The organism is Paenibacillus sp. FSL E2-0201, from assembly GCF_037963325.1.
GTDB lineage: Bacteria > Bacillota > Bacilli > Paenibacillales > Paenibacillaceae > Paenibacillus_AQ.
The window spans coordinates 5,070,250-5,093,541 of the sequence record NZ_CP150154.1; the positions used below are offsets into that span (position 1 = coordinate 5,070,250).

22 protein-coding genes and 1 other annotated feature are annotated in these 23,292 nt (G+C 46.3%); of the genes, 2 read left to right on the forward strand and 20 right to left on the reverse strand.

Annotation, left to right across the window (positions count from 1 at the left end; all coding sequences use genetic code 11):
• Positions 1-109: 109 nt before the first annotated feature.
• Positions 110-835 (forward strand): TraR/DksA C4-type zinc finger protein, encoded by a 726-nt coding sequence (locus NSU15_RS22955; protein WP_042130209.1) that lies wholly within the window; start codon positions 110-112, stop codon positions 833-835.
• 426 nt (positions 836-1,261) lie between these two features.
• Here the strand turns inward: NSU15_RS22955 and NSU15_RS22960 are convergent, their stop codons facing one another.
• The 12 genes from NSU15_RS22960 to spoIIGA all read right to left on the reverse strand — a co-directional run bounded on the left by NSU15_RS22960 (position 1,262) and on the right by spoIIGA (position 12,940).
• Positions 1,262-1,558 (reverse strand): DUF5665 domain-containing protein, encoded by a 297-nt coding sequence (locus NSU15_RS22960; protein ID WP_042132386.1) that lies wholly within the window; start codon positions 1,556-1,558, stop codon positions 1,262-1,264.
• 331 nt (positions 1,559-1,889) lie between these two features.
• Positions 1,890-4,982 carry an isoleucine--tRNA ligase gene (gene ileS, locus NSU15_RS22965; RefSeq protein ID WP_042130213.1) on the reverse strand — a complete coding sequence of 1,031 codons (3,093 nt, stop codon included), beginning with the start codon at positions 4,980-4,982 and terminating at the stop codon, positions 1,890-1,892.
• 370 nt (positions 4,983-5,352) lie between these two features.
• Positions 5,353-5,627, reverse strand: a binding site (T-box leader).
• 240 nt (positions 5,628-5,867) lie between these two features.
• Positions 5,868-6,380, reverse strand: a complete 513-nt coding sequence (locus NSU15_RS22970) for a DivIVA domain-containing protein (RefSeq protein WP_042130215.1) — start codon at positions 6,378-6,380, stop codon at positions 5,868-5,870.
• 229 nt (positions 6,381-6,609) lie between these two features.
• Positions 6,610-7,392, reverse strand: coding sequence for a YlmH/Sll1252 family protein (locus tag NSU15_RS22975; RefSeq protein ID WP_076117258.1), 783 nt, complete (start codon positions 7,390-7,392; stop codon positions 6,610-6,612).
• Between the two features lie 9 nt (positions 7,393-7,401).
• On the reverse strand, positions 7,402-7,641 hold the full coding sequence (locus tag NSU15_RS22980) for a YggT family protein (protein ID WP_042132388.1): 240 nt from the start codon (positions 7,639-7,641) through the stop codon (positions 7,402-7,404).
• 34 nt (positions 7,642-7,675) lie between these two features.
• The gene (sepF, locus tag NSU15_RS22985) at positions 7,676-8,116 is read right to left on the reverse strand and encodes a cell division protein SepF (protein ID WP_042130218.1); all 441 of its coding nucleotides are present in this window, start codon (positions 8,114-8,116) and stop codon (positions 7,676-7,678) included.
• Between the two features lie 11 nt (positions 8,117-8,127).
• A complete protein-coding gene (locus NSU15_RS22990) occupies positions 8,128-8,814 on the reverse strand; it encodes a YggS family pyridoxal phosphate-dependent enzyme (RefSeq protein WP_339287656.1) in 687 nt (228 codons plus the stop codon).
• A gap of 3 nt (positions 8,815-8,817) precedes the next feature.
• Positions 8,818-9,675: a peptidoglycan editing factor PgeF gene (gene pgeF / locus NSU15_RS22995; RefSeq protein WP_076117260.1), complete on the reverse strand. Its 858-nt coding sequence runs from the start codon at positions 9,673-9,675 to the stop codon at positions 8,818-8,820.
• A 134-nt stretch (positions 9,676-9,809) separates the two neighbouring features.
• On the reverse strand, positions 9,810-10,154 hold the full coding sequence (locus tag NSU15_RS23000) for a YlmC/YmxH family sporulation protein (protein WP_339287658.1): 345 nt from the start codon (positions 10,152-10,154) through the stop codon (positions 9,810-9,812).
• 163 nt (positions 10,155-10,317) lie between these two features.
• Positions 10,318-11,100 carry an RNA polymerase sporulation sigma factor SigG gene (gene sigG / locus NSU15_RS23005; protein ID WP_036683631.1) on the reverse strand — a complete coding sequence of 261 codons (783 nt, stop codon included), beginning with the start codon at positions 11,098-11,100 and terminating at the stop codon, positions 10,318-10,320.
• 78 nt (positions 11,101-11,178) lie between these two features.
• Positions 11,179-11,901 carry an RNA polymerase sporulation sigma factor SigE gene (sigE, locus tag NSU15_RS23010; protein WP_042132390.1) on the reverse strand — a complete coding sequence of 241 codons (723 nt, stop codon included), beginning with the start codon at positions 11,899-11,901 and terminating at the stop codon, positions 11,179-11,181.
• Between the two features lie 91 nt (positions 11,902-11,992).
• Entirely contained in the window at positions 11,993-12,940 is a 948-nt protein-coding gene (gene spoIIGA, locus NSU15_RS23015; protein ID WP_081389730.1) for a sigma-E processing peptidase SpoIIGA, read from the reverse strand.
• Between the two features lie 219 nt (positions 12,941-13,159).
• Between spoIIGA and NSU15_RS23020 the strand changes: the two genes are divergently transcribed.
• Positions 13,160-13,354, forward strand: coding sequence for a hypothetical protein (locus NSU15_RS23020; protein ID WP_339287659.1), 195 nt, complete (start codon positions 13,160-13,162; stop codon positions 13,352-13,354).
• Positions 13,355-13,400: 46 nt separating this feature from the next.
• Here the strand turns inward: NSU15_RS23020 and ftsZ are convergent, their stop codons facing one another.
• The 8 genes from ftsZ to mraY all read right to left on the reverse strand — a co-directional run bounded on the left by ftsZ (position 13,401) and on the right by mraY (position 23,288).
• Positions 13,401-14,522: a cell division protein FtsZ gene (ftsZ, locus tag NSU15_RS23025; protein ID WP_042130228.1), complete on the reverse strand. Its 1,122-nt coding sequence runs from the start codon at positions 14,520-14,522 to the stop codon at positions 13,401-13,403.
• Positions 14,523-14,583: 61 nt separating this feature from the next.
• Positions 14,584-15,846, reverse strand: coding sequence for a cell division protein FtsA (ftsA, locus tag NSU15_RS23030; RefSeq protein ID WP_076117264.1), 1,263 nt, complete (start codon positions 15,844-15,846; stop codon positions 14,584-14,586).
• 355 nt (positions 15,847-16,201) lie between these two features.
• Positions 16,202-16,972 carry an FtsQ-type POTRA domain-containing protein gene (locus tag NSU15_RS23035; protein WP_042130232.1) on the reverse strand — a complete coding sequence of 257 codons (771 nt, stop codon included), beginning with the start codon at positions 16,970-16,972 and terminating at the stop codon, positions 16,202-16,204.
• Positions 16,973-17,035: 63 nt separating this feature from the next.
• Complete coding sequence (gene murA / locus NSU15_RS23040) at positions 17,036-18,319, reverse strand: UDP-N-acetylglucosamine 1-carboxyvinyltransferase (protein ID WP_042130234.1); 1,284 nt, start codon at positions 18,317-18,319, stop codon at positions 17,036-17,038.
• 308 nt (positions 18,320-18,627) lie between these two features.
• Positions 18,628-19,740 carry an undecaprenyldiphospho-muramoylpentapeptide beta-N-acetylglucosaminyltransferase gene (gene murG / locus NSU15_RS23045; protein ID WP_339287660.1) on the reverse strand — a complete coding sequence of 371 codons (1,113 nt, stop codon included), beginning with the start codon at positions 19,738-19,740 and terminating at the stop codon, positions 18,628-18,630.
• Positions 19,741-19,745: 5 nt separating this feature from the next.
• A complete protein-coding gene (spoVE, locus tag NSU15_RS23050; protein WP_042130238.1) occupies positions 19,746-20,843 on the reverse strand; it encodes a stage V sporulation protein E in 1,098 nt (365 codons plus the stop codon).
• A 54-nt stretch (positions 20,844-20,897) separates the two neighbouring features.
• Positions 20,898-22,319: a UDP-N-acetylmuramoyl-L-alanine--D-glutamate ligase gene (gene murD, locus NSU15_RS23055; RefSeq protein ID WP_339287661.1), complete on the reverse strand. Its 1,422-nt coding sequence runs from the start codon at positions 22,317-22,319 to the stop codon at positions 20,898-20,900.
• Between the two features lie 3 nt (positions 22,320-22,322).
• A complete protein-coding gene (gene mraY, locus NSU15_RS23060) occupies positions 22,323-23,288 on the reverse strand; it encodes a phospho-N-acetylmuramoyl-pentapeptide-transferase (protein ID WP_042130241.1) in 966 nt (321 codons plus the stop codon).
• Positions 23,289-23,292: the final 4 nt, after the last annotated feature.

Here is a 23,292-nt window from a genome sequence, read left to right on the forward strand (position 1 = left end):
TTCCATCGCTAAAATAACGCCTCTCAGGTCAACCTAACAAAGAACCATCCGGTGCAAATCGGTAAGTCGGAAGGATTCTTAAAAAAGTACAGAAAGGAGCTTACTCATCATGACGCACCTGACAGTACAGCAGCTCTCAGAGCTACGCGCCCGATTAGAAAAAGATCGTGATACTATTCAGCAAAGGCTTCAGAATAATGAAAATTACGGCTTACAGGAATCCATGCGGGATGGCACCGGAGAACTTTCCGAGAATGACAACCATCCGGGGGACGCAGCCACCGATTTGTATAATCGCTCCATGGATATTTCACTGCTTGAGCGGGACGAGCATGAGCTGGATGATATTGAAGCTGCTCTCTCCGCAATGGATGAAGGCACCTACGGGATATGTAAGGCTAGCGGTAAACCGATCCCTTTTGAGCGTTTATCTGCCATTCCTTCTACACTTTACTGTAAGGAGCACGCCCCACGTCAAAATGCACCTTTTACTCGGCCAATTGAAGAAGAATTTTTGTCTCCTCCATTTGGGCGTACCAGTCTCGATGAGCGAGAGGATCAAAACGGCTTTGACGGTGAAGATGCCTGGCAGATAGTAGAAAGCTATGGCAACTCCGATTCCCCCGCTATGGCGGAGGGCAGCAATATTGACTCTTATAACGATATGGAGATTGAAGCGGATGAGCTGGAAGGCTGTGTAGAGCCTTGGGAGAACTTTATCGCCACCGATATTACAGGGAACCATTTAATTGTAGTTCCGGGACGCAGCTACGAACGCTATAAGGATAGCGGCGAGGGAAGTTACATGCTTGATCCGCTCGAAGGCGAAGAGTAAAAGCATTATCCCTACTAGAAAAATGAACAGCGTGCGGTTCCAATTTTATTGTGGAATGCCCGCTGTTTTTTTGTTTTTTTATGCTCTATGTCATTTTGTTAAGAAAATGTTCAGATTCAGATGTTAAACTGATCTAACGCATGATGAAATCGACATACAAGGAGTGTACCGTAGTGAATCACGATTATTTCAAAAATGTACAACAACTCAGTCATGAAGATGACCGACGATATTTATTATTAATGAGAGGCTTACGCATCATACACGAGGAAAATAAGCAGCGCAGCCCTCTCCAAAGATTAAAGAAGGAAAGGTCAGGACTGGGGAAAAACATAGAAGCTCAAGGTTGGGTAAATCCACCTAAGAAAATGGACCGGACTCTAATCTCTCCTACAACCCAAATAAAGACGGCTTCGCCTTAACAAGCTATTTAAATTCCAGCTGACGCTGTACAATCCGTACAATATCCGCAATATAATCTCCGATGATCGGTAGATTCAAGGCTCCAAGCCCCTGAAGGACATAAATGATCGTTGCCGCAAAAAAAGTAAAGCCTAGCGCGATCCCAACTCCACGAGCCGTTCCATATAAGATGTTTCGCCAAATGAGACTCCAAGGTGAATATAGCAGCTCTGTATACTTATAAATTCGTGATTTTTCTAAAATATGGGCCCATTCAAAGGTTAATCGATACATTGTATTCATTTTTTCTTCCAGTGGAATGTCTTCCGGATTACGATGATCTGCTGTTAAACGCTCAGGGTTTGCCTCAGGAATAACCTTTTTCTCCGCTCCCATGTCTGGGCTGTTCTTGTTGCCGGATGTCTTGACGGAGATTCTGTTCTTCTGATCCTCCACAGCCACAGCTCCTCTCATACGTCTATACTCGCCCACAAAGTAAACGAGCCCGGTCAAAGAGAATGAATCTCCTTGAGCACGAGGCTCGTTATTTTTTGCGGGCGAAATATAAAGACTATATTTCCCGCATAAACAGAAGTTCTCCGTTTACACTTGTGCCGCTAGTATATGCTGTTTTGGGACAGGTAATGCAGATTTACGCTCCAATATGGATGCCGATAGATTTACCACCAACATCTACCGTTTCAAAAGCATGTTCTCCGCCAAAATCAACCGTAGTCACAAGTACATTGTCTCGCAATACATTCTCAAAGGCTGTAACTGCTGCTTTAAGCTCATCGTCTACATTCAGCGTGAGTGCGATCCGTTTCTCGATCGGCAGATCCAGACGTTTACGGTAGTCTTGAACCGCACGAATGATCTCACGAACCCAGCCTTCTTGTTCAAGCTCAGGCGTGATTTCGGTATTGAGCGCAACCGTAATTCCATATCCAGAAGCTGCGGCGAAACCTGCTTTGGCTTGTTTTTCAACGAGTAGCTCTTCGGAAGTGATTACGAGCTCTTCTCCCTCTGGCGTCGCAATCGTGATTGAGCCATCTTGTACCGCTTTGCGGGTAGAGTCACTATCCAGAGCTTTCAGGAAGCCTTGCAGGAAGCCAACATTTTTACCATATTTTTTACCGGCAACCTTAAGATTCAGCTTAAGTGTGAAATCCACAAATCCGCTATCGCTAGTCTCCAGCACGATGTTCTTGATGTTGATCTCTTCTTTAATGATCTCTTCATACTCAGACAAATGGAAGTCACGGTTCATCGAAACGATCAGCTCAGACAGCGGTTGACGATTCTTAATGCCTGTTTCGTTACGCACGTTACGCGCCAGCTCAACGATCTGTCTTGCACTTTCCATATCCTCTTCCAGCTCTTTATCGATCAAGCTCTCATCAGCAACCGGATAATCGGCTAAATGCACGCTTTCTCCGCCGCCAAGGTTCGTGAAGATATCTTCAGACAACATCGGCGTAAATGGAGCCATTAAAGAGGCTGTCGTCAAAAGCACATGGGTCAGTGTACGATAAGCATCCAGCTTATCTTCACCTAGACCACTCCCCCAAAAACGGTCACGGGAACGACGGATATACCAGTTACTCAGCTCATCCACAAAGTTCTCAATCGCTTTGGACGTGTTTACGAAGTCATTTACCGCAAGTCCTTTATCTACCAAAAGAATCAAGCTGTTCAGACGGGATAGAATCCAGCGGTCCAGCTTATGTTCGGATACTTTAAAAGGATGATCGGCTGGATCGTAACCATCGATGCCTGCATAAAGCGTCAAGAACGCATGTGTATTCACCAGTGTATCTACAACTTTAGATTTGGTTTCCCCTACAAGACCACGGGAGAACCGTTTGTTGTTCCACGGTGCACTGTCAGACAGAATCGCCCAACGGAAAGCATCCGTTCCGTATTCATTCATGATTTCCCAAGGATCAATAACATTGCCTTTGGATTTGGACATTTTTTGACCGTTCTCATCGAGGATATGGCCTGTAGCGATTACCGCTTTATATGGAGCTTTACCTTTAAACAAGGTAGATACAGCTAGCAAGCTGTAGAACCATCCACGGGTCTGGTCGATCCCTTCACAGATCATATCCGCTGGATACTGATCATTCAGCTTATCTTCGTTCTCAAATGGATAGTGGCTTTGGGCAAAAGGCATTGAACCACTGTCAAACCAAACGTCGATAACTTCCGGTGTGCGAACCATCTCTGCACCTTCACTGAAAGGACTACGTAGCTTGATCTTATCTACAAAAGGCTTATGCAGCTCGATATCCTCAGGCACATCGCCGATTGCCATGGCTCTCAGTTCTTCAATGCTGTGTGGAGCGAACTCTTTGCCCGTTTCTTGACATACCCAAACATTAAGCGGTGTACCCCAGTAACGATTACGGCTGATATTCCAGTCCACCAGTTCATCCAAGAACTTACCAAAACGGCCTTCGCGTACATGCTCAGGGTACCAACTTACGCTGTTGTTGTTAGCAATGAGCTGATCCTTGATCGCTGTAGTGTTGATGAACCAGCTGTCTGTTGCGTAATACAAGAGCGGTGTATCACAACGCCAGCAGAACGGATAGCTGTGCTCGTATTTTTCTTTACCGTAAAGTAATCCTTTTTCAGACAAAGCTTTAACGATATCCAAATCGCAATCTTTTACGAAGCGTCCGGCAAAATCAGACACTACATCGGTATACTTACCGGAATTATCAACCACGTTTACGAAGCTGATACCGTTCTCGCGGCAAGTCTTGTAGTCATCTTCACCATGCGCTGGTGCCATGTGTACGATCCCTGTACCGCTGGAATCTGTAACGAAGGAAGCACCTACGATGACATTGCTTTTCTCTGCTTTGATGTATCCGAAAGGAGGAGCGTAAGTTTTGCCGATGAACTCGGAACCTTTATGTGTCGAAAGGACGGTGTGCTCGCCTTTCATTACTTCTTCCACCAAATTCTTAGCAACGATGTACACACCATCTTCTTGTTGTACACGTACATAATCCATGTCAGGGTTCATGGCTAAAGCCATGTGCGCTGGCAATGTCCAAGGTGTAGTCGTCCAAGCTAGTACGTAGTCTCCACTGTCATCCAGTTTGAACTTTGCAGTCGCACTAAGATCCTTGACGGTTTTGTAGCCTTGAGCTACTTCGTGGGAGCTTAGGGTAGTCTGGCAGCTTGGGCAGTAAGGGCTAACGCGGTGTCCGCGATAGAGCAACCCTTTGTCATGAACCGTAGCCAAGATGTTCCACACGCTTTCGATATATGTGTTATCCAAGGTTACGTAAGGATTATCTAAATCCGTCCAGTATCCGATACCCTCTGTAAACTCGCGCCATTGCTTCTCGTAGCCGAAGACGCTGTCTTTACATTCCTGAATGAATTTCTCTACACCATATTCTTCGATCTCTTGTTTACCGGAGATCCCAAGCTTCTTCTGCACGCCTAGCTCTACTGGAAGACCATGTGTATCCCAGCCCGCTTTACGTACCACACGATAGCCTTTCATCGTTTGGTAACGACCGATGAAATCCTTGATTACACGGCCCAGCACGTGCCCGATATGCGGTGCACCGTTCGCTGTAGGAGGACCTTCGTAAAATACATAGTTCGGACGTCCTTCACGGTTCTCCATGGATTTGCGGAACGTATTTTCGTCGCTCCATTTCTTCAGTATGCGGACATCTCTTGCCCGCGCTTTTTCTCTGACATCTACTTTTTGCATGTGATGGTCAATCCTTTCATGATTTAGTCTCTGAGCGACCTTGCACAGCTGGTCGCACGTGCTTTTGTTCTTGGCACCCGAGCCGCGATCCCGCAGGGCAGCAGGGGCTCGGGGGGCCAATTCGCGATCTTGCGCAGCTGGTCGCTCACCGCTTTTGCCGTGAAGGCCCCGCAGGCGAACCCGCAGGGGAGCCTAAGAAGGGCCGCTCCTTCAGCCACATGAGTCCGTTCGCTTCCACCACCGTACCCATTTGCACGAGGCTTTACTTTGCGGGTGTCCAGAGGGCAGCAGCCCTTGGGGTCCCCCTTAGCAAGGGGGATTTAGGGGGATGGCCCGCCCCGGAACAACAAAATAAGCGTCATCCCACCCCCAAAGGGGCGAGACGACGCTCGCGATACCACCCTAATTCTGCGCATGAGCACATCCTTAAGGGGAGTGTATTCAGCACAATCTCAGTCCCGCGCGTAAATCTCATGCACAGGTCCGGTGTAACGTCCGGCAGACGGCTAAGCTTACGCACGATCAACGCTTCAGCTTAACTTCTAGGGGAAGATTTTCCGGCAGGGTTCGAACAATCGGCTCTCAGCAATCGCCGACTCTCTGGAGAACGTTACCTTGTCGTACTTGTCCCGTCATCGAATACATATAAACATTATACAGATATGTTCTATTTATAGACTTTTTGAGTCTAAATGTCAACAACCGCTTGCCAAATCCGCAAATAGGAGCATACCAACGATGGCGGAAGATCCTTTATTAGGATCGATTTTAACGGAAAATAAAAATAGAGGGAATAGCTCCCTCTATTTAGCCAATTCTGGTTTGAAATTATAAAAGTCCAAAATCCTTCCTACTCACAAACCAAATCAGCATTCATCACAATGATTAGATACGATGTAGAACATCATCCTTAAAAGTTACGTTCTCGCTCGCCTCACGACTCTCCAAGGCATTCCAGTCATCCTGTGACAACAGCTCCAGCTGAGCTTCCACCAATGTCCGGAAACGAGTACGATAGATTGAAGCTTGCTTGCGCAACTCTTCAGTCTCAATAGCAACTTTACGGGATTTGGATAACGCTTCGTTAATAATCCGATCTGCGTTCTTTTCCGCTTCCTTGATAATAAGCTGCGATTCCTTCTTGGAGTTGTTCTTCACATCATCTGCCGCTTCCTGAGCGACTAAGATCGTCTTCGATAAACTCTCTTCAATGTTTACAAAATGATCCAAACGCTCTTGAATGGACAAAAGCTGATTCTGCAGCTCTTTGTTCTCACGGATAACACTTTCGTAATCTTTAATTACTTGATCCAGAAATTCGTTGACCTCGTCCTCATCATAACCGCGAAGTCTCCGAGAGAACTCCTTGTTATGTATATCGAGCGGTGTTAATGGCATGCTGTGCACCTCCTAGAAATTTCGGACCTTCTAAGTCTCTGAACCATACCTGTGCAGCAGACAAAGAAGAAAGACTGTACTTCAAGTAAAGGCAGAGGATATATATCGACGATCCAACTGCCATTCATGGTTCGCCTCTTCTATAAAATATCGGCGTCCTGCTTTAAAAATGTTTGATTCCCTCGAAATAATCAATTTCGACAAGTAAAGCCGGATTCCTGCAAGGGATTCACACAAATTTACCAATCTGAACACGGTATCGGCCCTTTTTCGTCAAACTACCGACTTCTAAAACCTTGAAACGACCGAATCCTTGAATAGATACCATGTCACCATCTTTAAGTCCGCAGGAAGGGTCTTCCTCCACTTTCCAATTTACCCGAACGCGTCCAGCCTTGATGGGAGCAAGAATTTTGCTGCGGCTAAGCCGTGTTACATCTGCGGCAATGCCATCCAATCGTAGGGACGCTACAGTCAAACCCATCATTTCCAGCTTCACCTCACTATTACGCAAGGAAGAAAGTGGCAATACCTCCGTACTCACCTGTATCCGGTGTACTCCGGTTAAATTCATAGCTAAATAATCCGCAATATCTGCAGCTACCACCACATGACAGCCATCATCCAGAACATGAATGTCCCCGATTTTACCGCGTTTTACTCCGAGTCCTAGAATAGCACCCATGTAGTCCCCATGCTCAAGCGCCAGAAACTTCTGTTCACCAGAGGTTATCGCAAGAACCTTCAGCTCCATATCCTCTTGATCCAAATCACGATAATCGGGAGCAACGAGCGCTCGCTTTCGTTCTGCCTCTGCATGCCCCCCCTCCCATCTGACAATTACATCAGGATGGCGGTTGACGAGACTTTGCAGAATAAAGCCTTGGCGCGGGTCTAGAAATTCGGTCAGTTTCGTCTCATGATATTCTCCGGCATGGGTAACCCATTCCCAAGCCTTGTCCACAAATTGTCTTTCATCGGGATGAAAATGCCCGTAAACTTCCGTCTTCATCACTTCTGCCTAAAAAATTAAGTGCAAAATGGATTTGAGTCCACCTGCCGCAAATTCCAAGACGAGTAGTGCAATGATCGGGGAAATATCAAGCGTACCGAAGAGTGGCGGAATAAACCGACGAAATGGTGTTAAATACGGTTCAACAAGCTTGCTTAGCAGTTCTCCAATAAAATTGTCACGAACGTTTGGCAACCACGACATCAGTACATAGAAAATAATCATGTAAAAATAAATATTGAAAAGCATATCAATAATCGAATCAATTTGGAGCAAAGCTCATTCACCTCATTCTGTTATATTCTGGATCGTCACCGAGGATTTCCGTGATAGCACCTTGAATTTCAACGGTATCTGGCGTGCACATAAATATATTGCCCCCAATTTTAGAGATTCCTCCCCCAAGGGCATAAACAGTTCCGCTTAAAAAGTCAATAATTCTCATCGCTTGATCATTGCGGACACGCTGAAGATTGATCACTACCGTCCGGTGAGAACGGAGATGGTCCGCAATTTCCTGAGCCTCATCGTACGAACGTGGCTCATAAAGTACAACTTTTACATTCTTCTGCGAATGGATACTGACAACGTTGCCCCTTTGATTTTTGCGGGTTTCGACAGGGGCTGGCTCATACTCATCCTCTTCGTGGATTTGCTCCCGCTCCACAACTTCTTCTTCCTCCTGCAAGCCCAAAAAACTCATAAATCGGTTCATAACGCTCATCACGATCCCTCCTAATGGCCTACTAACACCGTACCTAGGCGTACCCAGGTAGCTCCTTCCTGTATCGCTACCTCAAAATCATTCGACATTCCCATCGATAGCTCCGTAATCGGCTCAGGTGTCAAAGCAAGTTGATTGAGCTCATCGCGCAGCTCACGAAGTCCGCGAAATACAGGACGGGTAAGCTCCGGATCACCTTCTAAAGGCGCCATTGTCATTAGTCCAATTACTTTTACACGGTCGAGACTAGCAATTTCACGTAAAAATCCAGGTACTGCCTCAGGCGACAGACCAAATTTCGTATCTTCTCCAGAGATGTTCACTTGAAGAAAGACATTCACTTCTTGATCTGCGGCAATCGCCTTTTTGTGTAATTCTTGTGCCAGGGATATCCGGTCCAAAGAGTGTATATATTGAAACTTGCCAATAACGTCTTTAACCTTATTGGTTTGCAAATGCCCGATAAAATGCCATGTCCCTTGGTCCCCTAAAACCTTCCATTTGTGCTCAGCATCCTGCCAGCGACTCTCGGCAATATGCTCTAGGCCTGCCGTAAGTACGGAGGACACCATTTCCAGAGAAACATATTTCGTCACTGCGATTACCTTGACGTCATTTCGATCCCGGCCGCTTGCCGCGCAGGCACGTGCTACACGTTCCTCTACCTCAGCAATTCTCTCCTGCAGTGTTAAAGCCAACTTTCAACTCTCCTTTATTCCGATCCAGCTCGTCATCCTACCTGTAACCCCATTTTCTTTACGATAAGAAAAGAACAAATCCTGATTACAGCTTGTACACCAAGATGTACATTCGATATGAGTCGGCAAGATTCCTGCTTTAATCATAATGCGTCGATTCATTTCTTTCAAGTTTAGCATGTATTTGTTCTTATCTGTGTCAGATGTTCTGTATAGCCCCACAGTGTCAGTTGTTTCTGTCAGCTTGCTCAGCTCATCCTCCAATTGACGAACATGCTCCATCACATAATCATCCACCTCATAACAGCAGTCGCCAATGGACGGTCCGATCGCTGCAATAATGTCCTGCGGATGGCTTCCGTAAATGTTCTCCATTTTACTCACCATGGCGGCTGCAATCTGGGCCACAGTTCCCTTCCAACCGGCATGCGCAAGACCGACGACTTGATGCACTGGATCATAAAAGTAAAGAGGCACGCAGTCCGCATAAAAAGAAGTCAGCAAAACTCCCGGTACATCCGTAAGTAAACCATCCGTTGCCTGAAATGCCGAGGCTCTATCCTTTTGCCCACGACCACGATCAGCTTCCCTTACCACTGCTATTTCTGCTCCATGGGTTTGTTCTCCACAGGTCCAAGCTTCTGGCTTGAAATCAAGCGCTTCAGCAAGTGCCCTACGATTCTTTAAAACATCTTCTGGAGCATCCCCAACATGAAATGCACAATTCAGGCTGTCATAAGGCTCTTTGCTAGCCCCTCCCTGTCTACCGGTAAAACCTGCTGTAATTTCTTTATGCTTCACACGCCAAGGCTCCAGATGGAGCAGCATAAGTGTTTCCTTTCCCTGCACAAACGGTTCCATTTCCTCACCTCCGCCTTAGTGTACCACATGTAAATACCCCCACAAAATGCCGATTAAGCTAGAAAGCTCAATTTATTAACTTTTTAAGCTATGCCATCTCGATCTTTTTATAAAAAAACAAAAAACGCACCTAATTAATAAGTGCGCCGTTCGCTTCGGTCCCCTCGTTCCAGATACATCGTCTCCCGCTCGTCCTGCCCTTGAGGCATTCTTAATTCCTCAATTTTCACAAGCACTACATCAGACCCGATTTTAACAATATTTCGCCATGGAATAATCAGATCTGTTCCACCTCCGAACAATCCCATAAACCGAGTGTATCCGGGAATTACGATGGCATCAATAACACCTCGGCGTAAATCAAGCTCCAAGTCGCTGATTTGGCCCAGCCGCTTACCGTCCACAATGTTAATAACGTCCTTAGTCTGAAAATCAGAGATTTTCATTTTTTTAGCTGATCCTACATAATCCTCGTTCATTTCACCACCCCTGTACAATCAGACCTACAGTCCAATATATGTTATGAAAGCTTGGCCACATGCATGAAAAATCCCCACAAGTATATACTTCCTGAAACCATAAAAAGAGGAGATCACCTAGAATCCTTAAACGGATTCTAGATATCTCCTCATTTCAGACGATTTAAGACTTCACATGCTTTTGCATTTGCTGAATCGCAGATTTCTCTAGGCGTGAGACCTGTGCCTGTGAGATACCAATCTCATCTGCGACCTCCATTTGAGTCTTTCCTTCGAAAAACCGCATGGATAAAATTCGTTTCTCCCGCTGACCTAGCTTTCGCATCGCTTCACGTAAGGCGATTTCTTCGATCCACGACACATCCTTATTCTTATCATCGCTAATCTGGTCCATTACATAAATAGGATCGCCACCGTCATGATAGATCGGTTCGAATAAGGACACTGGATCCTGAATAGCATCAAGGGCAAACACTACATCTTCCTTCGGTACACCAAGCGCTTCAGAAATTTCGAATATCGTCGGTTCCCGCGAATTCTGATTGGTCAGACTATCGCGTACCTGCAGCGCCTTGTAAGCAATGTCTCTGAGTGAACGCGATACTCGTATTGGGTTGTTATCACGCAAGTAGCGGCGGATCTCACCAATAATCATCGGAACCGCATATGTGGAGAACTTAACGTTTTGTGATAAATCGAAATTATCGATGGCTTTCATCAGACCGATGCAGCCCACCTGAAACAAATCGTCAACAAATTCTCCCCTGTTATTAAACCTCTGGATAACACTTAGAACGAGCCTAAGATTACCATTTACCAATTTCTCTCTGGCGGATCGCTCGCCCTGCTGCTGCAGCGAAGTGAACAGTTGCCGCATTTCCACGTTCGTTAGAACAGGCAGCTTAGCAGTATCCACACCGCAAATCTCGACTTTATTTCGGGTCATGATGATTTACCTCCCAAGGAGAAACATTACTGTACATTATCTCCCGGGCTGGCCATTTTATTCCTTGCTAATTTCACCCTACACCATCTTGTTAAACTCCTTACGTAGCCGCTTAATAATTCGTTTCTCCAGACGAGAAATGTAAGATTGGGAAATACCAAGCAGATCCGCCACATCTTTTTGTGTCTTTTCTTCGCCTCCACGCAGTCCGAATCGCAGCTCCATAATGAGTCTTTCTCGTTCGCTCAGCTTTTCCAGCGCCTTCTGCAGCAGCTTGCGATCGACCTGTTCTTCAATGTTTCGGTAAATGGTATCATTTTCAGTTCCTAATACGTCTGAGAGCAGCAGCTCATTACCATCCCAATCAATATTAAGAGGTTCATCAAAAGAAACCTCACTCCGTGTCTTACTATTACGCCGCAAATACATCAAAATTTCATTCTCTATGCAGCGAGATGCATACGTAGCTAGTTTTATTTTTTTCTCGGGATCAAATGTGTTCACCGCCTTGATTAATCCGATAGCCCCTATCGAAACCAGGTCTTCAATATTGATTCCGGTATTCTCAAATTTGCGAGCGATATATACTACGAGGCGCAGGTTACGCTCAATCAGCATCGCACGAACAGCTGCATCACCGCTGGATAGCCGCTGAAGCAGATACTCTTCTTCTTCCCGTGTCAGCGGTGGAGGAAGAGCCTCGCTCCCGCCAATATAATAGATTTCCTGACTCTTCAGCCCCAGTAGAAACAGCATGCGGTAATATTGCAGCTGCAGAGCAATTTTCCATTTGATCATTATTGTTCCTCCTCCAAGAAGTACACGGTTCGCATATGAAGCTTTCAATTCCCGCTTTCAGCCCTCAAAAGTTTAGCTCAGCTAGATTTTAAGATTAGGAAGGTAGTGCTGCATCAGTAGTGCTCTCTCTTTGAGTTAAATCCGGATGAATGATCGCCCGATAGGCCCCATCTCCAGACAGTGTCCCGCCATCCAGCCCAATTAAGACTCTTTTACTATAAAAGGTATCTTCACCAAGCTTTATTGTCACAAGGTCCGGCTTCAGTGCGAGCATAAATGATGACCCTCGGTTAATCCCCCTATAAGGTACTAGCCGCATCCTATCCTGCCAAGCGAACGACTGCCCGTCCGTTTCTAGCAAAAGTCTGTCCGCACCATCCTGAGTGAGTCTCCCTTTCCATGCAGCAGGCAGATGCCCCTCCCATAGCGTCGATTCCATCACCATCACCGGAATGCGAGTCAAAGGATCACAGAGCCGGTTACCTGTGTCTAACAGGCCAGGACAGGAAACACTTACCCCATCAATTTCAACAACCACCTCACCGATATAGGTTTCAAGCTGCTCCCTTCTGATTCGTGAAGATTGCACTGCCTTGAAGCAGATTAACACCAGGGGAAATACCGCAATGACAAACCAAAAGCCGATCTTTAAGCCGTAAGCATGCCCTCCTGAAGCGGTGAACATAATACCATTCCAAATCTCGCTGGAGCTCTGCAGCAAATAGTGAATACCAACGATCCCACCCGCAGCTGCAAAATTGATAATATAGAAAGCTCCCATAGTGCGAAGGTAGCTTTGCAGACTCCCAAAACCAAAGGCAATCCATAACATAACCACCGACAATCCAAACTTAATAAGGAAGGTATACATGAAAGACAGTTCCGGTACAAACATCATCACCACATACAGTGCTCCAACAAGTGCTGAGAGGATTAAACGCCACCATGAGATTCTCAGCTTAACCATCCAGCCTGTCAGCCACAAAAGAATTCCGTCGATCACTAGATTGGCGGCGAATATCAAGTCAATATAAACAACCAGTTCATTCACCTGCTTAATGGCGGAATCTATCCTGTAGCCAAAATGGATCAGGCTCTGTTTTTTGGACGATATGATTAGTATAGAAAGTCTCGCATTCAAAGTCTGTCTAAACTTGGGGGGCATTCTTGCGGTTTTTTTGTCGAGTTATAGCGCGTGAGGATTTATTCCTTCTTTATGGAATTTCTTTAAAACTGCAAATATATAGCTTTATCCTTACTTTTGGCTAGAAATCATTCTCTGGTGCAAGAAAAGCTGCAGATTGGCAGGATTCGCCACCGGACGGCGCTTGGCGGTTTCCAGTTATCGTTAACGTTTAGCCAACCATGGACATCTGTGAGCCACACCATGCTGTTGACTCTCTTGATCGATCCTTACTTACATGTATACAAAAAAACACCGTACCGCCATAGCTAATCAGCTAAGCGATACGGTGTTCTCGTATAATCTTAGTTCTCTTTAATTAATCGTTGTTGCCCCGAGTCCGATTACGCAGGAACGTCGGAATATCGAGCTGGTCAGAAGAACTCTGATTGCCGAAAGGACGTAAATTAGCTGAACTCTTATCCGGTGCTGCCGCAGGCTCGTTATTCGTCGAGACTGGACGACGTCCTGGAGTTTCAGGCGATGGTTTATGTTCAAAGCCAGTAGCAATTACTGTTACTTTGATATCATCCTTCAGGCCTTCGTCAATAATCGCACCAAAGATCATATTCACTTCAGGATCAGAGGCGGATGTAACGATCTCAGCCGCTTCATTAACTTCATATAGAGAGAGGTTGGATCCTCCCGTAATGTTCATGATTACGCCGCGGGCGCCTTCAATAGACGTTTCCAAGAGTGGACTCATGATGGCTTTACGTGCTGCTTCAGACGCACGGTTCTCACCATTTGCAATACCAATACCCATAAGCGCTGAACCGCGCTCTGTCATAATCGTCTTTACATCCGCAAAGTCAAGGTTAATCAGACCAGGAACCTTAATTAGGTCAGAGATACCTTGAACAGCCTGCCGGAGAACATTATCTGCTTCACGGAAAGCTTCCAACATCGGTGTTTTCTTATCAACGATCTCAAGCAAACGGTCATTTGGAATGACGATTAGCGTGTCGACTTTTTCTTTCAAAGCTTCGATTCCAAGCATTGCCTGGTTATATCGTTTTCTTCCTTCAAAAGTGAACGGGCGAGTAACTACACCCACAGTCAACGCTCCACACTCTCTAGCAATTTCAGCTATAACTGGTGCTGCACCTGTTCCAGTACCGCCACCCATCCCTGCAGTAACAAACACCATATCTGCGCCCTTAAGGGTATTAGAGATCAAGTCACGGGATTCTTCCGCTGCCTTCTTACCAACTTCAGGATTAGCTCCTGCACCCAACCCGCGGGTCAGCTTGTCCCCGATTTGCAGCTTGTGCTCCGATTTGGCCATATGCAACGCTTGGGCGTCTGTATTAACCGTAATAAATTCTACACCCTGAACGCCATTTTCAATCATCCGGTTGACAGCATTACTACCTCCGCCGCCTACGCCAATGACTTTTATTTGCGCCAAGCTCTCCATTTCAAAATCAAATTCTAACATATTGTTCCATCTCCCCCTCAATGTGCTTGGATGGCCAGTCCAAGTATATCTGGACTTACACTTATATAAACTCGCTGAACATGTTCTTTAGACGCTCGACAAACCCGGTCTTCTGAACCGTTTCCTGATTTGGAGCAGCGTTCTGCTTACTCCGGTTGACCGTCTTTTTGTTGCTGCTTCCGCCACTACTTCTTCCACGGAAGCTACGGACAACATTATGCAGGATACCGACACCTCCGGTAAACCCAGGGTCCCGCACACCGATATAATCCGGTACAGCGATGCGTACAGATGCGGCCAGCTCAGTCTGAGCCGCTTTTAATACGCCAGGCATCGAGACAGTTCCACCCGTTAGTATATAACCTCCAGGCAGTTCACTGTAACCAAGCCGTTTCACTTCCTGTTTAATCAGATGGAAGATTTCTTGCACCCGTGGCTCGATAATTGCCGCTAAATCCTCTTGGTTAAATTCCTTCTCCACGTTACTGCCAATGCGCAGCACTTTGAAGACAACGTCAGAAGCTGCATCGTCAATCCATGCGCAACCATACTTCAGCTTTACTTTCTCCGCTTGATCAGTAAGTGTACGTAGTCCGTATGCAATGTCATTAGTTACAAATTCTCCTCCGATCGGAATCGTGGAGGTTGCACAAAGGGAACTTTCTTCGTATATGGCGATCGTTGTCGACCCGGCACCGATATCAACCAGAACAGATCCCATCGATTTCTCGTCCTTGGATAGCGCCAATCCACCAGCTCCAAGAGACATCAGCACAAGATCCTTCACTTTTAGCCCTGATTTCTCAACACAGCGTAGTAGATTATGTATTGGCGTCTTAGCACCCGTAATGATGGTTGCGTCAACTTCAAGACGAACGCCAATCATCCCGCGCGGGTCCTGAATACCTTCGAGACCATCGACGATAAATTGTTTAGGAACAACATCAATCACTTCTCGCTCCGGAGGCATTGCGATGACTTCCGCAGCTTTAATAACGCGATCGATATCATCCTCACCGATTTCACGATCCTCATTCTGAACGGCCACGACACCGTGGCTGGATTGCAGGCCAATATGATTACCGGAAATGCCTACATAAACCTCTGATATTTGAATACCCACCATTTGCTCTGCATGATCTATAGCACTTTTGATCGATTGCACAGTTTGGTCGATATCTACAATCGCGCCTTTACGTATTCCTTCCGAATCAGCAGATCCAACGCCAATAATATTAAAGGTTCCATTGGTAACTTCCCCAATTATTGCCCGAACTTTGGATGTACCGATGTCCAAACTAACAATGATGTCATTGTTGCTCAAGTCCTATGGCACCTCCTGTTATAATCGAAATAATTTGCATAACCTTATCCCTGTCCCGGGAAACTTCTCTGTACATATTCAACATACCTAACCCTTTCCCTCTTTTTTCTACAAATTTTTTGAACGGAATAATATTCCAACATCCCTTAATGTGAATAGTTAATCATAAATTTTTATAAGAATGACAAATATCACAAGAAATATAAGCCTTTTTTTTGGTTATTTGAACATTTACAACCACATAAAGCATTATATTTCAAAAAAATCGAAGAAAAAAGAGGGATATAGCTTCTTGCCCGTAAATCCGATTGTAGCATTTTTTCAACTCTATTAGTAGGGACTATTGACCTCTACTCTACTCTTGCACATCTTTTTGTTCATCGCCCTTTTGCTCCTCACTTTCGACCTGAAAAGGAACATACGAGTCGGCTTCAAGCATCGTGATAAGTCCAGGCTCCTTGGTCTCTATTACCTGATTCAAATAGGACACTTTGCTCTTCAATAAAGAGATAGAGGTAATCACCTCGAAACGGGATCTTGTATAGAGCTTGATACGGTCTGGAAATGATAAAGTTGGTGAGGGAACAATCTCAGAAATATCACTTGTCAACTCATTAGCAATACTTCCTAGTGTTTGACATAGGATAGCCTTATTAGGATCGGCTGGATCCCAGTTAGTTAATATAGGCTTCTCTACGGCAATACCAGTCTCATTAATAGACACCGCTGCCCCACTCGACAGAATCGCCTTTAAGACGCCCCCCTGTTCCAGTTCATAGGCCACCGCAGGGAATTCTTCAATCTTCACTGTGATTACCCCGGGGAAATCCTTCTTTACGGTCACATTCTTAACCGTCTTAAGCTCTAACAGAGATTGTTCCACATCCTTCGTAGAAACAGCAAAGAATTGTCCACCTATATGAATTCCACTTTGCGAGAGTAATTCTTCACTAGTAGAATACTTGCTTCCCTGAAAATCTATCACTGTAATGTGACTAATAGACGATCTAAAAAAAATCACAGCAAGAAGTGCAGTGAACAATAGCAGCAGGATCGCCGTAATTTTACGGCTCATTTTTTTCTTAGGCTTGTCCTCTTTAAGAAGAGGTAATCGGGTTGTTGTCATTCTCATATCTCCGTAATAAGGCCCTGTCTCCTTCCTAGCTAGAACTGAAGGAGACAGGGAGCTTTAATTGGCCAAATCAAGTGGATCCGGTATGGGTACCTTGCGGCTTATACGCGCGCCAAGCTTCTGAAACAGCATCTCTATTCCATCATATCCACGGTCAATGTGGTGTGCTTGCTCAACGACTGTAGTCCCTTGTGCAGCGAGACCAGCAATGACCAGAGCAGCACCAGCACGCAAATCAGTAGCTTCCACAGTAGCACCATACAATCTCTGAACACCGCGTATAAACGCACGATTCAAATCGATAGAAATATCAGCGCCCATCCGAGCCATTTCTTCAACATGCTTGAATCGTCCCTCAAACACCGTCTCTTTGATTACACTGAAGCCATCGGCAAGAGACAACAGCACCATGACCTGAGATTGCAGATCTGTTGGGAAAGAAGGATAAGGAGAAGTCACAATTCTCTCAACAGCACGCGGGCGCCCCATACAACTGACATTAATTATATCATTGCACACTGTGATTTGAACACCAGCCCGCTTGAGCACATGAATAAGCGAAGTCAGATGCCCCGCGTTGGCATGTGTCAAAGTCACATTCCCCCGTGTAGCCGCCGCCGCAATCATTACGGTTCCAGCCACAATCCGGTCAGGTATCACCTCGTACGTACAGGGATACAGGTTCTTAACACCTTGAATCGTAATGGTGTCCGTACCTGCACCTATAATCTGAGCACCCATACTATTCAAAAATTGCTGCAAGTCCTGTATCTCCGGCTCTCTCGCTGCCCCCGATATCGTTGTTGTACCCTCTGCCTTTGCGGCAGCCATCATAATATTCTCCGTTGCCCCTACACTTGGATAGTCGAGATGAATATCACTCCCTATAAGCTTAGAGCCTCGACAGAATATTCGTCCATTGCTCTCTTCGATCTCCGCACCAAGCGCCTTAAGCCCTTGTAGATGAAGATCGATTTTACGCTCTCCGATTGCACAGCCCCCTGGCTGATAGATCGTTACCTCTCCAAATCTGGATAACAGCGGTCCCATTAGAAAAATAGAAGATCTCATCTGCCGCATTAAATCCTCAGGGATATGAGATGTCCCGACGGCAGACGTATCTATCGTCACCGTATCCTCTTGATGCACGCACCTGCAGCCCAGCCGATCTAGGATGTCTAGCATAGTCTCGATGTCCAGCAGCTTCGGCACATTATGCAGTGAGTGAACTCCTTCGGCCAGCAGGCTTGCCGCTAGAATCGGCAGCGCCGCATTTTTTGCTCCATGGATACGAATGGTGCCTGACAGGGGATTTCCACCCTCAATCACCAATTTGTCCAATGTATCACCTCCGAGATTACCGCTCACCCACCACAAACACTTCCGTTACAAGCTCATATGAAATGTACAAGTATAAACGTCTTCGGCGTCCTTTATAAGGACGATAGGCGTTTAAGCGAGAAATATAAGGATAATGTATAACGTGAAACTTATACTTTCTTATATTTCAAGAATATCCTGCACTACATCTCAGGTTTGGAAGTGTCCTGGGTGATTGTCACGATTATAGGATTATCCTATGTTCGTTCCTCCAAGTGTGTGACAGAGAGCTGCCAATAAGGAAAACCCATATAGAAAAAGAGGATTTCTTAAGACTTCTTACCTGTAAGTCTTCTGAGCTCGCTTGTGATCACTGCTGCAGAATCTCTTTTGCCGAGTCGCTTGGAAGCCGCGGACATCTGCTCACGCACTGCTTCTCCTCCGATGATTTTTTGAACCACCTCATAAAGAGCCGTGCCGTTTAAATCTTTCTCAAGCAGCACCACAGCAGCACCCTCACGTTCCAGCTGTCTTGCATTCGCTTCCTGATGGTTGTTAGTCACGTTAGGAGAAGGAATGAGTACAGAGGGAATACCCAGCGCTGTAATCTCAGCGAGAAAAGATGCTCCAGCCCGATTAACGATCAAAGAGGTACAAGCCAACACCTCTGGCATATTATGAACATAAGGAAGGACATGCAACCAGTTTGGTAAGCTACCCAGCTTTTGACGCAATTCCACCCGGGTCTCTTCAAAATAGGGTTCACCAGTAACATACACATAATGAACACCATTACCCTTACCCACTAATGGGGCCATTTCAATCATGGCTCTATTAATAGCCTTAGCTCCCTGGCTGCCTCCAACCACCAAAACTACAGTACTGCCATCCGAAATACCCAGCGATGCGAATCCTCGTTGCGGACTTGCTGTAGTAACTGTTGTAGCACGTGGGTTACCAGTATAAATCACATGCTTGCTCCCCGGAAAAGAGGACTCTGTGCCTTCAAAACTTACGGCAACCGTACTCGCATACCGACTCAAAAAGCGATTGGTTAAACCTGGTATAGCATTTTGTTCATGGATCAAAGTAGGAATACCTAACCGGGATGCAGCATAAACAACCGGACCACATACATAACCGCCTGTTCCAATCACAACATCTGGCTTGAATTCTCTTAACATTTCTTTGGAAGCCTTAACACCCTTCAAGAAACGCATCACGGTCTTGACGTTGTCTATGGACAGCTTGCGCCGAAAACCGGTGATGTCAATAGATTTGAAAGGGATATTTTCTTGTGGAACAAGCTTACTCTCTAAGCCACGCGATCCACCTATATACAGGAAGGTAGATTTGCTATCTTCCAACTCCATTTGCCTAGCAACAGCGAGCGCAGGATAGATATGTCCACCCGTGCCTCCGCCGCTTAATACGATACGCATCTCTTTCACCTCGCAAAACGGGATAAGTTCAATAGAATGCCAAGGGAGGTCAGCATCAGTGTAAGCGAAGATCCGCCATAGCTAATCAGAGGAAGCGTGATGCCTGTTACAGGCATTAGACCGATAACAACACCAATATTAATAATGACTTGCACAGCCACCATACAGACGATGCCAACGGCCAGATAGCTTCCAAAACGGTCAGGCAGACTCATCGCCACCTTCATCCCGCGCCAGATTAGAATAAGAAATAGGATCAACACAGCCAAACCACCGATAAACCCCAGCTCCTCGGCCAATATAGAAAAAATAAAATCAGTTTGTGGCTCAGGAACATAACTGTACTTCTGCCGACTCATTCCTAATCCGAGACCACCGAGCCCCCCAGGACCGATCGCATATAGCGACTGAATAATCTGGTAGCCTGCACCAAGGGGGTCGGACCAAGGATCAAGAAAAGCGGTAATCCGCTGCAGTCGGTAAGGCGCTGCTGCAATCAAAGCAACAAACCCTGCCGCTCCAGCTACGCCAAGTGAAAGTAAATGCTTCATTCTAGCCCCAGCTGTGAAGACCATCATCAAGGCTGCACCAAACATAACAGTGCCTGTACCCAGATCCGGCTGCAGCATGATCAGCGCGAAGGCTGACCCAATGAGCGCAAGCGGTGGGAGCAAGCCGCGTGTGAAGGAGGTGATGTCGTATTCCTCTTTTCCTAGCCAGTTGGCTAAGAATAGAATCATCCCCATCTTCATGAACTCGGAAGGCTGAATCCCGAAAGAGCTAATTCCTAGCCAACTGCGCGCACCCCCACGTACTACACCAATACCGGGGATAAGCACAATAACAAGTAAGAAAAAGCAGATCAGAAGTGCCGGCTTAGCCAGCTTTTTCAGCACCCTGTAATCGGTATTCGCCGTAACGAACATCGCGACTAGTCCCAGTCCTGCAAACAAAAGCTGTCTTTTTACAAAGTAAAACGAATCTCCATAATTGCGGAAGCCCAGAACGGACCCGGCGCTGTATACCATCACCATGCCGATCACCAGCAAAGATAGAATAGGAATCAGCAACCAAATATCGGGAGCATGACGAGTTTTGTTCATCAGGAGCACACCTCTTGCATCCGTAGTAGGGATGGGGCTTATCCACCCCCCTACTTAAAGGTTATGCACCGCCTCTTTAAAAATACGCCCGCGCTCTTCATAGGATGTAAACATATCCCAACTTGCACATGCAGGAGACAAAAGAACGATATCTCCTTCTTCCGCCAGAGCGGAGGCTTCCTGCACAGCTTGCTCAAGCACGGCGGCGGCACTCTCCCCATTATCGACGGAGATAATCTGCTTTAATCCTGCCAGCTGCGCTACATTCGTTAGCTTGTCCTTAGTTTCCCCTAACGCTACTAGCGCTTTAACACGACCGCTCAGGACAGGCAGCAGCTCCAAATAATCGGAACCACGGTCTAATCCGCCAGCGATCAGCACTACGGGGCGTTTGAAGGACGTTAATGCCATAATCGTCGCTTTGGAGTTCGTTGCTTTGGAATTATTATAATAAGTGGCCCCAGCCTTATCAGCTACATACTCCAGCCGGTGCTCCACACCGCGAAACGAAGCAAGCACTTCGCCCAATAAAGAAGGGTCAGCTCCAGCAGCAATGGCAATGCCACATGCAGCCAGTGCATTTCCCACGTTGAAACGCCCCGGAAGGCCAATGGAATCTACATCAGCAATGATTGTTTCTTGTTCTGCAGATTCGCGGTAGATGATCCGGCGCTTCAGATCGTCGTCTTGATCCGTAATATAGGACGGGCTAACAAACACACCATGAGTGAGCTCCTCGGACATAGAGAACGGAAGAATAGTAGCCTTCATATATGGCACAAGTTCCCGGCAAAAGGGATCGTCCCAGTTCAGCACAGCCGTATCCGTAGCTACTTGATTAGCGAACAGCTTTGCTTTGGAATCGACATAATCCTTCATGCTCCCATGATAATCCAGGTGGGTCTCCGCAATATTCAACAAACAACCTATTTTGGGGCGGAAAGTTTCCGTACCTTTGAGCTGGAAGCTGCTGAGTTCGACCACCATCCAGTTATCCTCTGTAGCTTCTTGCGCAGCCTCACAGAGAGGCGTGCCAATGTTACCTGCAACAATCGGATTCATACCTGCAGCTTCCAGCATTTGACCTACCCAGGTCGTCGTTGTCGTCTTGCCATTGGATCCCGTGATGCCAATCATCGGCGCTGCACAAAGACGGTAAGCAACCTCTACCTCTGTAACTACTTCAATGCCAAGCTCAAGAGCCTTTTGCACAGGAGGCGCAGAATAAGGAATGCCTGGATTCTTAATGACCAGACTTACACCTTCATGAATCAGTCCATCCGGATGCCCACCGCTTATAACACAAATTCCCAAAGATTCCAATTCGGAAGCTTCGGGACTTATGTTTCTTTCCTTTTTATCGTTCACCGTAACTACAGCGCCTCGATCATGCAGCACTTTAGCAACCTGGACACCGCTTTTTGCGAGCCCAAGAACTACAACTTCTTCACCACGATACATATCTGGATGTTTCATTCGCTACAACCCCTTGCTAATAAATAGTCCAACAGCGGCTAATACCAAACTTACCGCCCAGAACGAAATTACCACACGCCATTCCGACCAGCCACCAAGTTCAAAATGATGGTGAATCGGGCTCATTCTAAATACACGTTTGCCACGGGTTTTGAAAGAGACCACCTGTATCACGACAGATAACATTTCCACCACAAACACACCGCCAATGATAAGAAACAGCAGTTCGCTCTTCGTGACAATAGCAATTGCACCTATCGCGCCGCCAATACCAAATGATCCGGTATCTCCCATGAACACCTTAGCTGGATGGGCGTTAAAGACCAGAAACCCGAGAACTGCCCCAATCATTGCCGCTGCGCACACTCCAGCTGCAATCGAGGTCGCCTGCATAGCTACAACAGCATAAGCCGCCAAAGCAATAGCACTTACTCCTGACAGCAAACCATCTACTCCATCAGTAAAGTTAACAGCATTCGTTACGGCCATCATCATAATGATAATGAATGGATAGTAGAAAAAGCCGCCCCAGTCAAAGCTGAAGTCAGTTCCAGGAACACTGATACTTGTGCTATGTCCAGCAGAAATTAGCAGACCGCACATTACAGCACCTACCAACAGCTGTCCGAACAATTTTTGACGCGCAGTAAGGCCCAACGAACGCTTGAATACGATTTTGATATAATCATCCAAAAATCCGATCAGTCCAAAACCAAGCGTAGCCACTAGTAGTACGTAAAAATCGTTATTTACCACAGAAAATTTCAGATAAGCCAATGTAAAAGCCACGATGATTACGATACCGCCCATCGTTGGCGTTCCCGCTTTCTTTAAATGGGATTGCGGTCCGTCATCTCGCACCTGCTGTCCGAATTTCATCCTGCGCAGAAGCGGAATGAAGAGCGGAGCGGCAATGACCGCAAGGATAAAGGAAACAGCAATAGTCAATAACAATAGTTGATAATCCATGGGT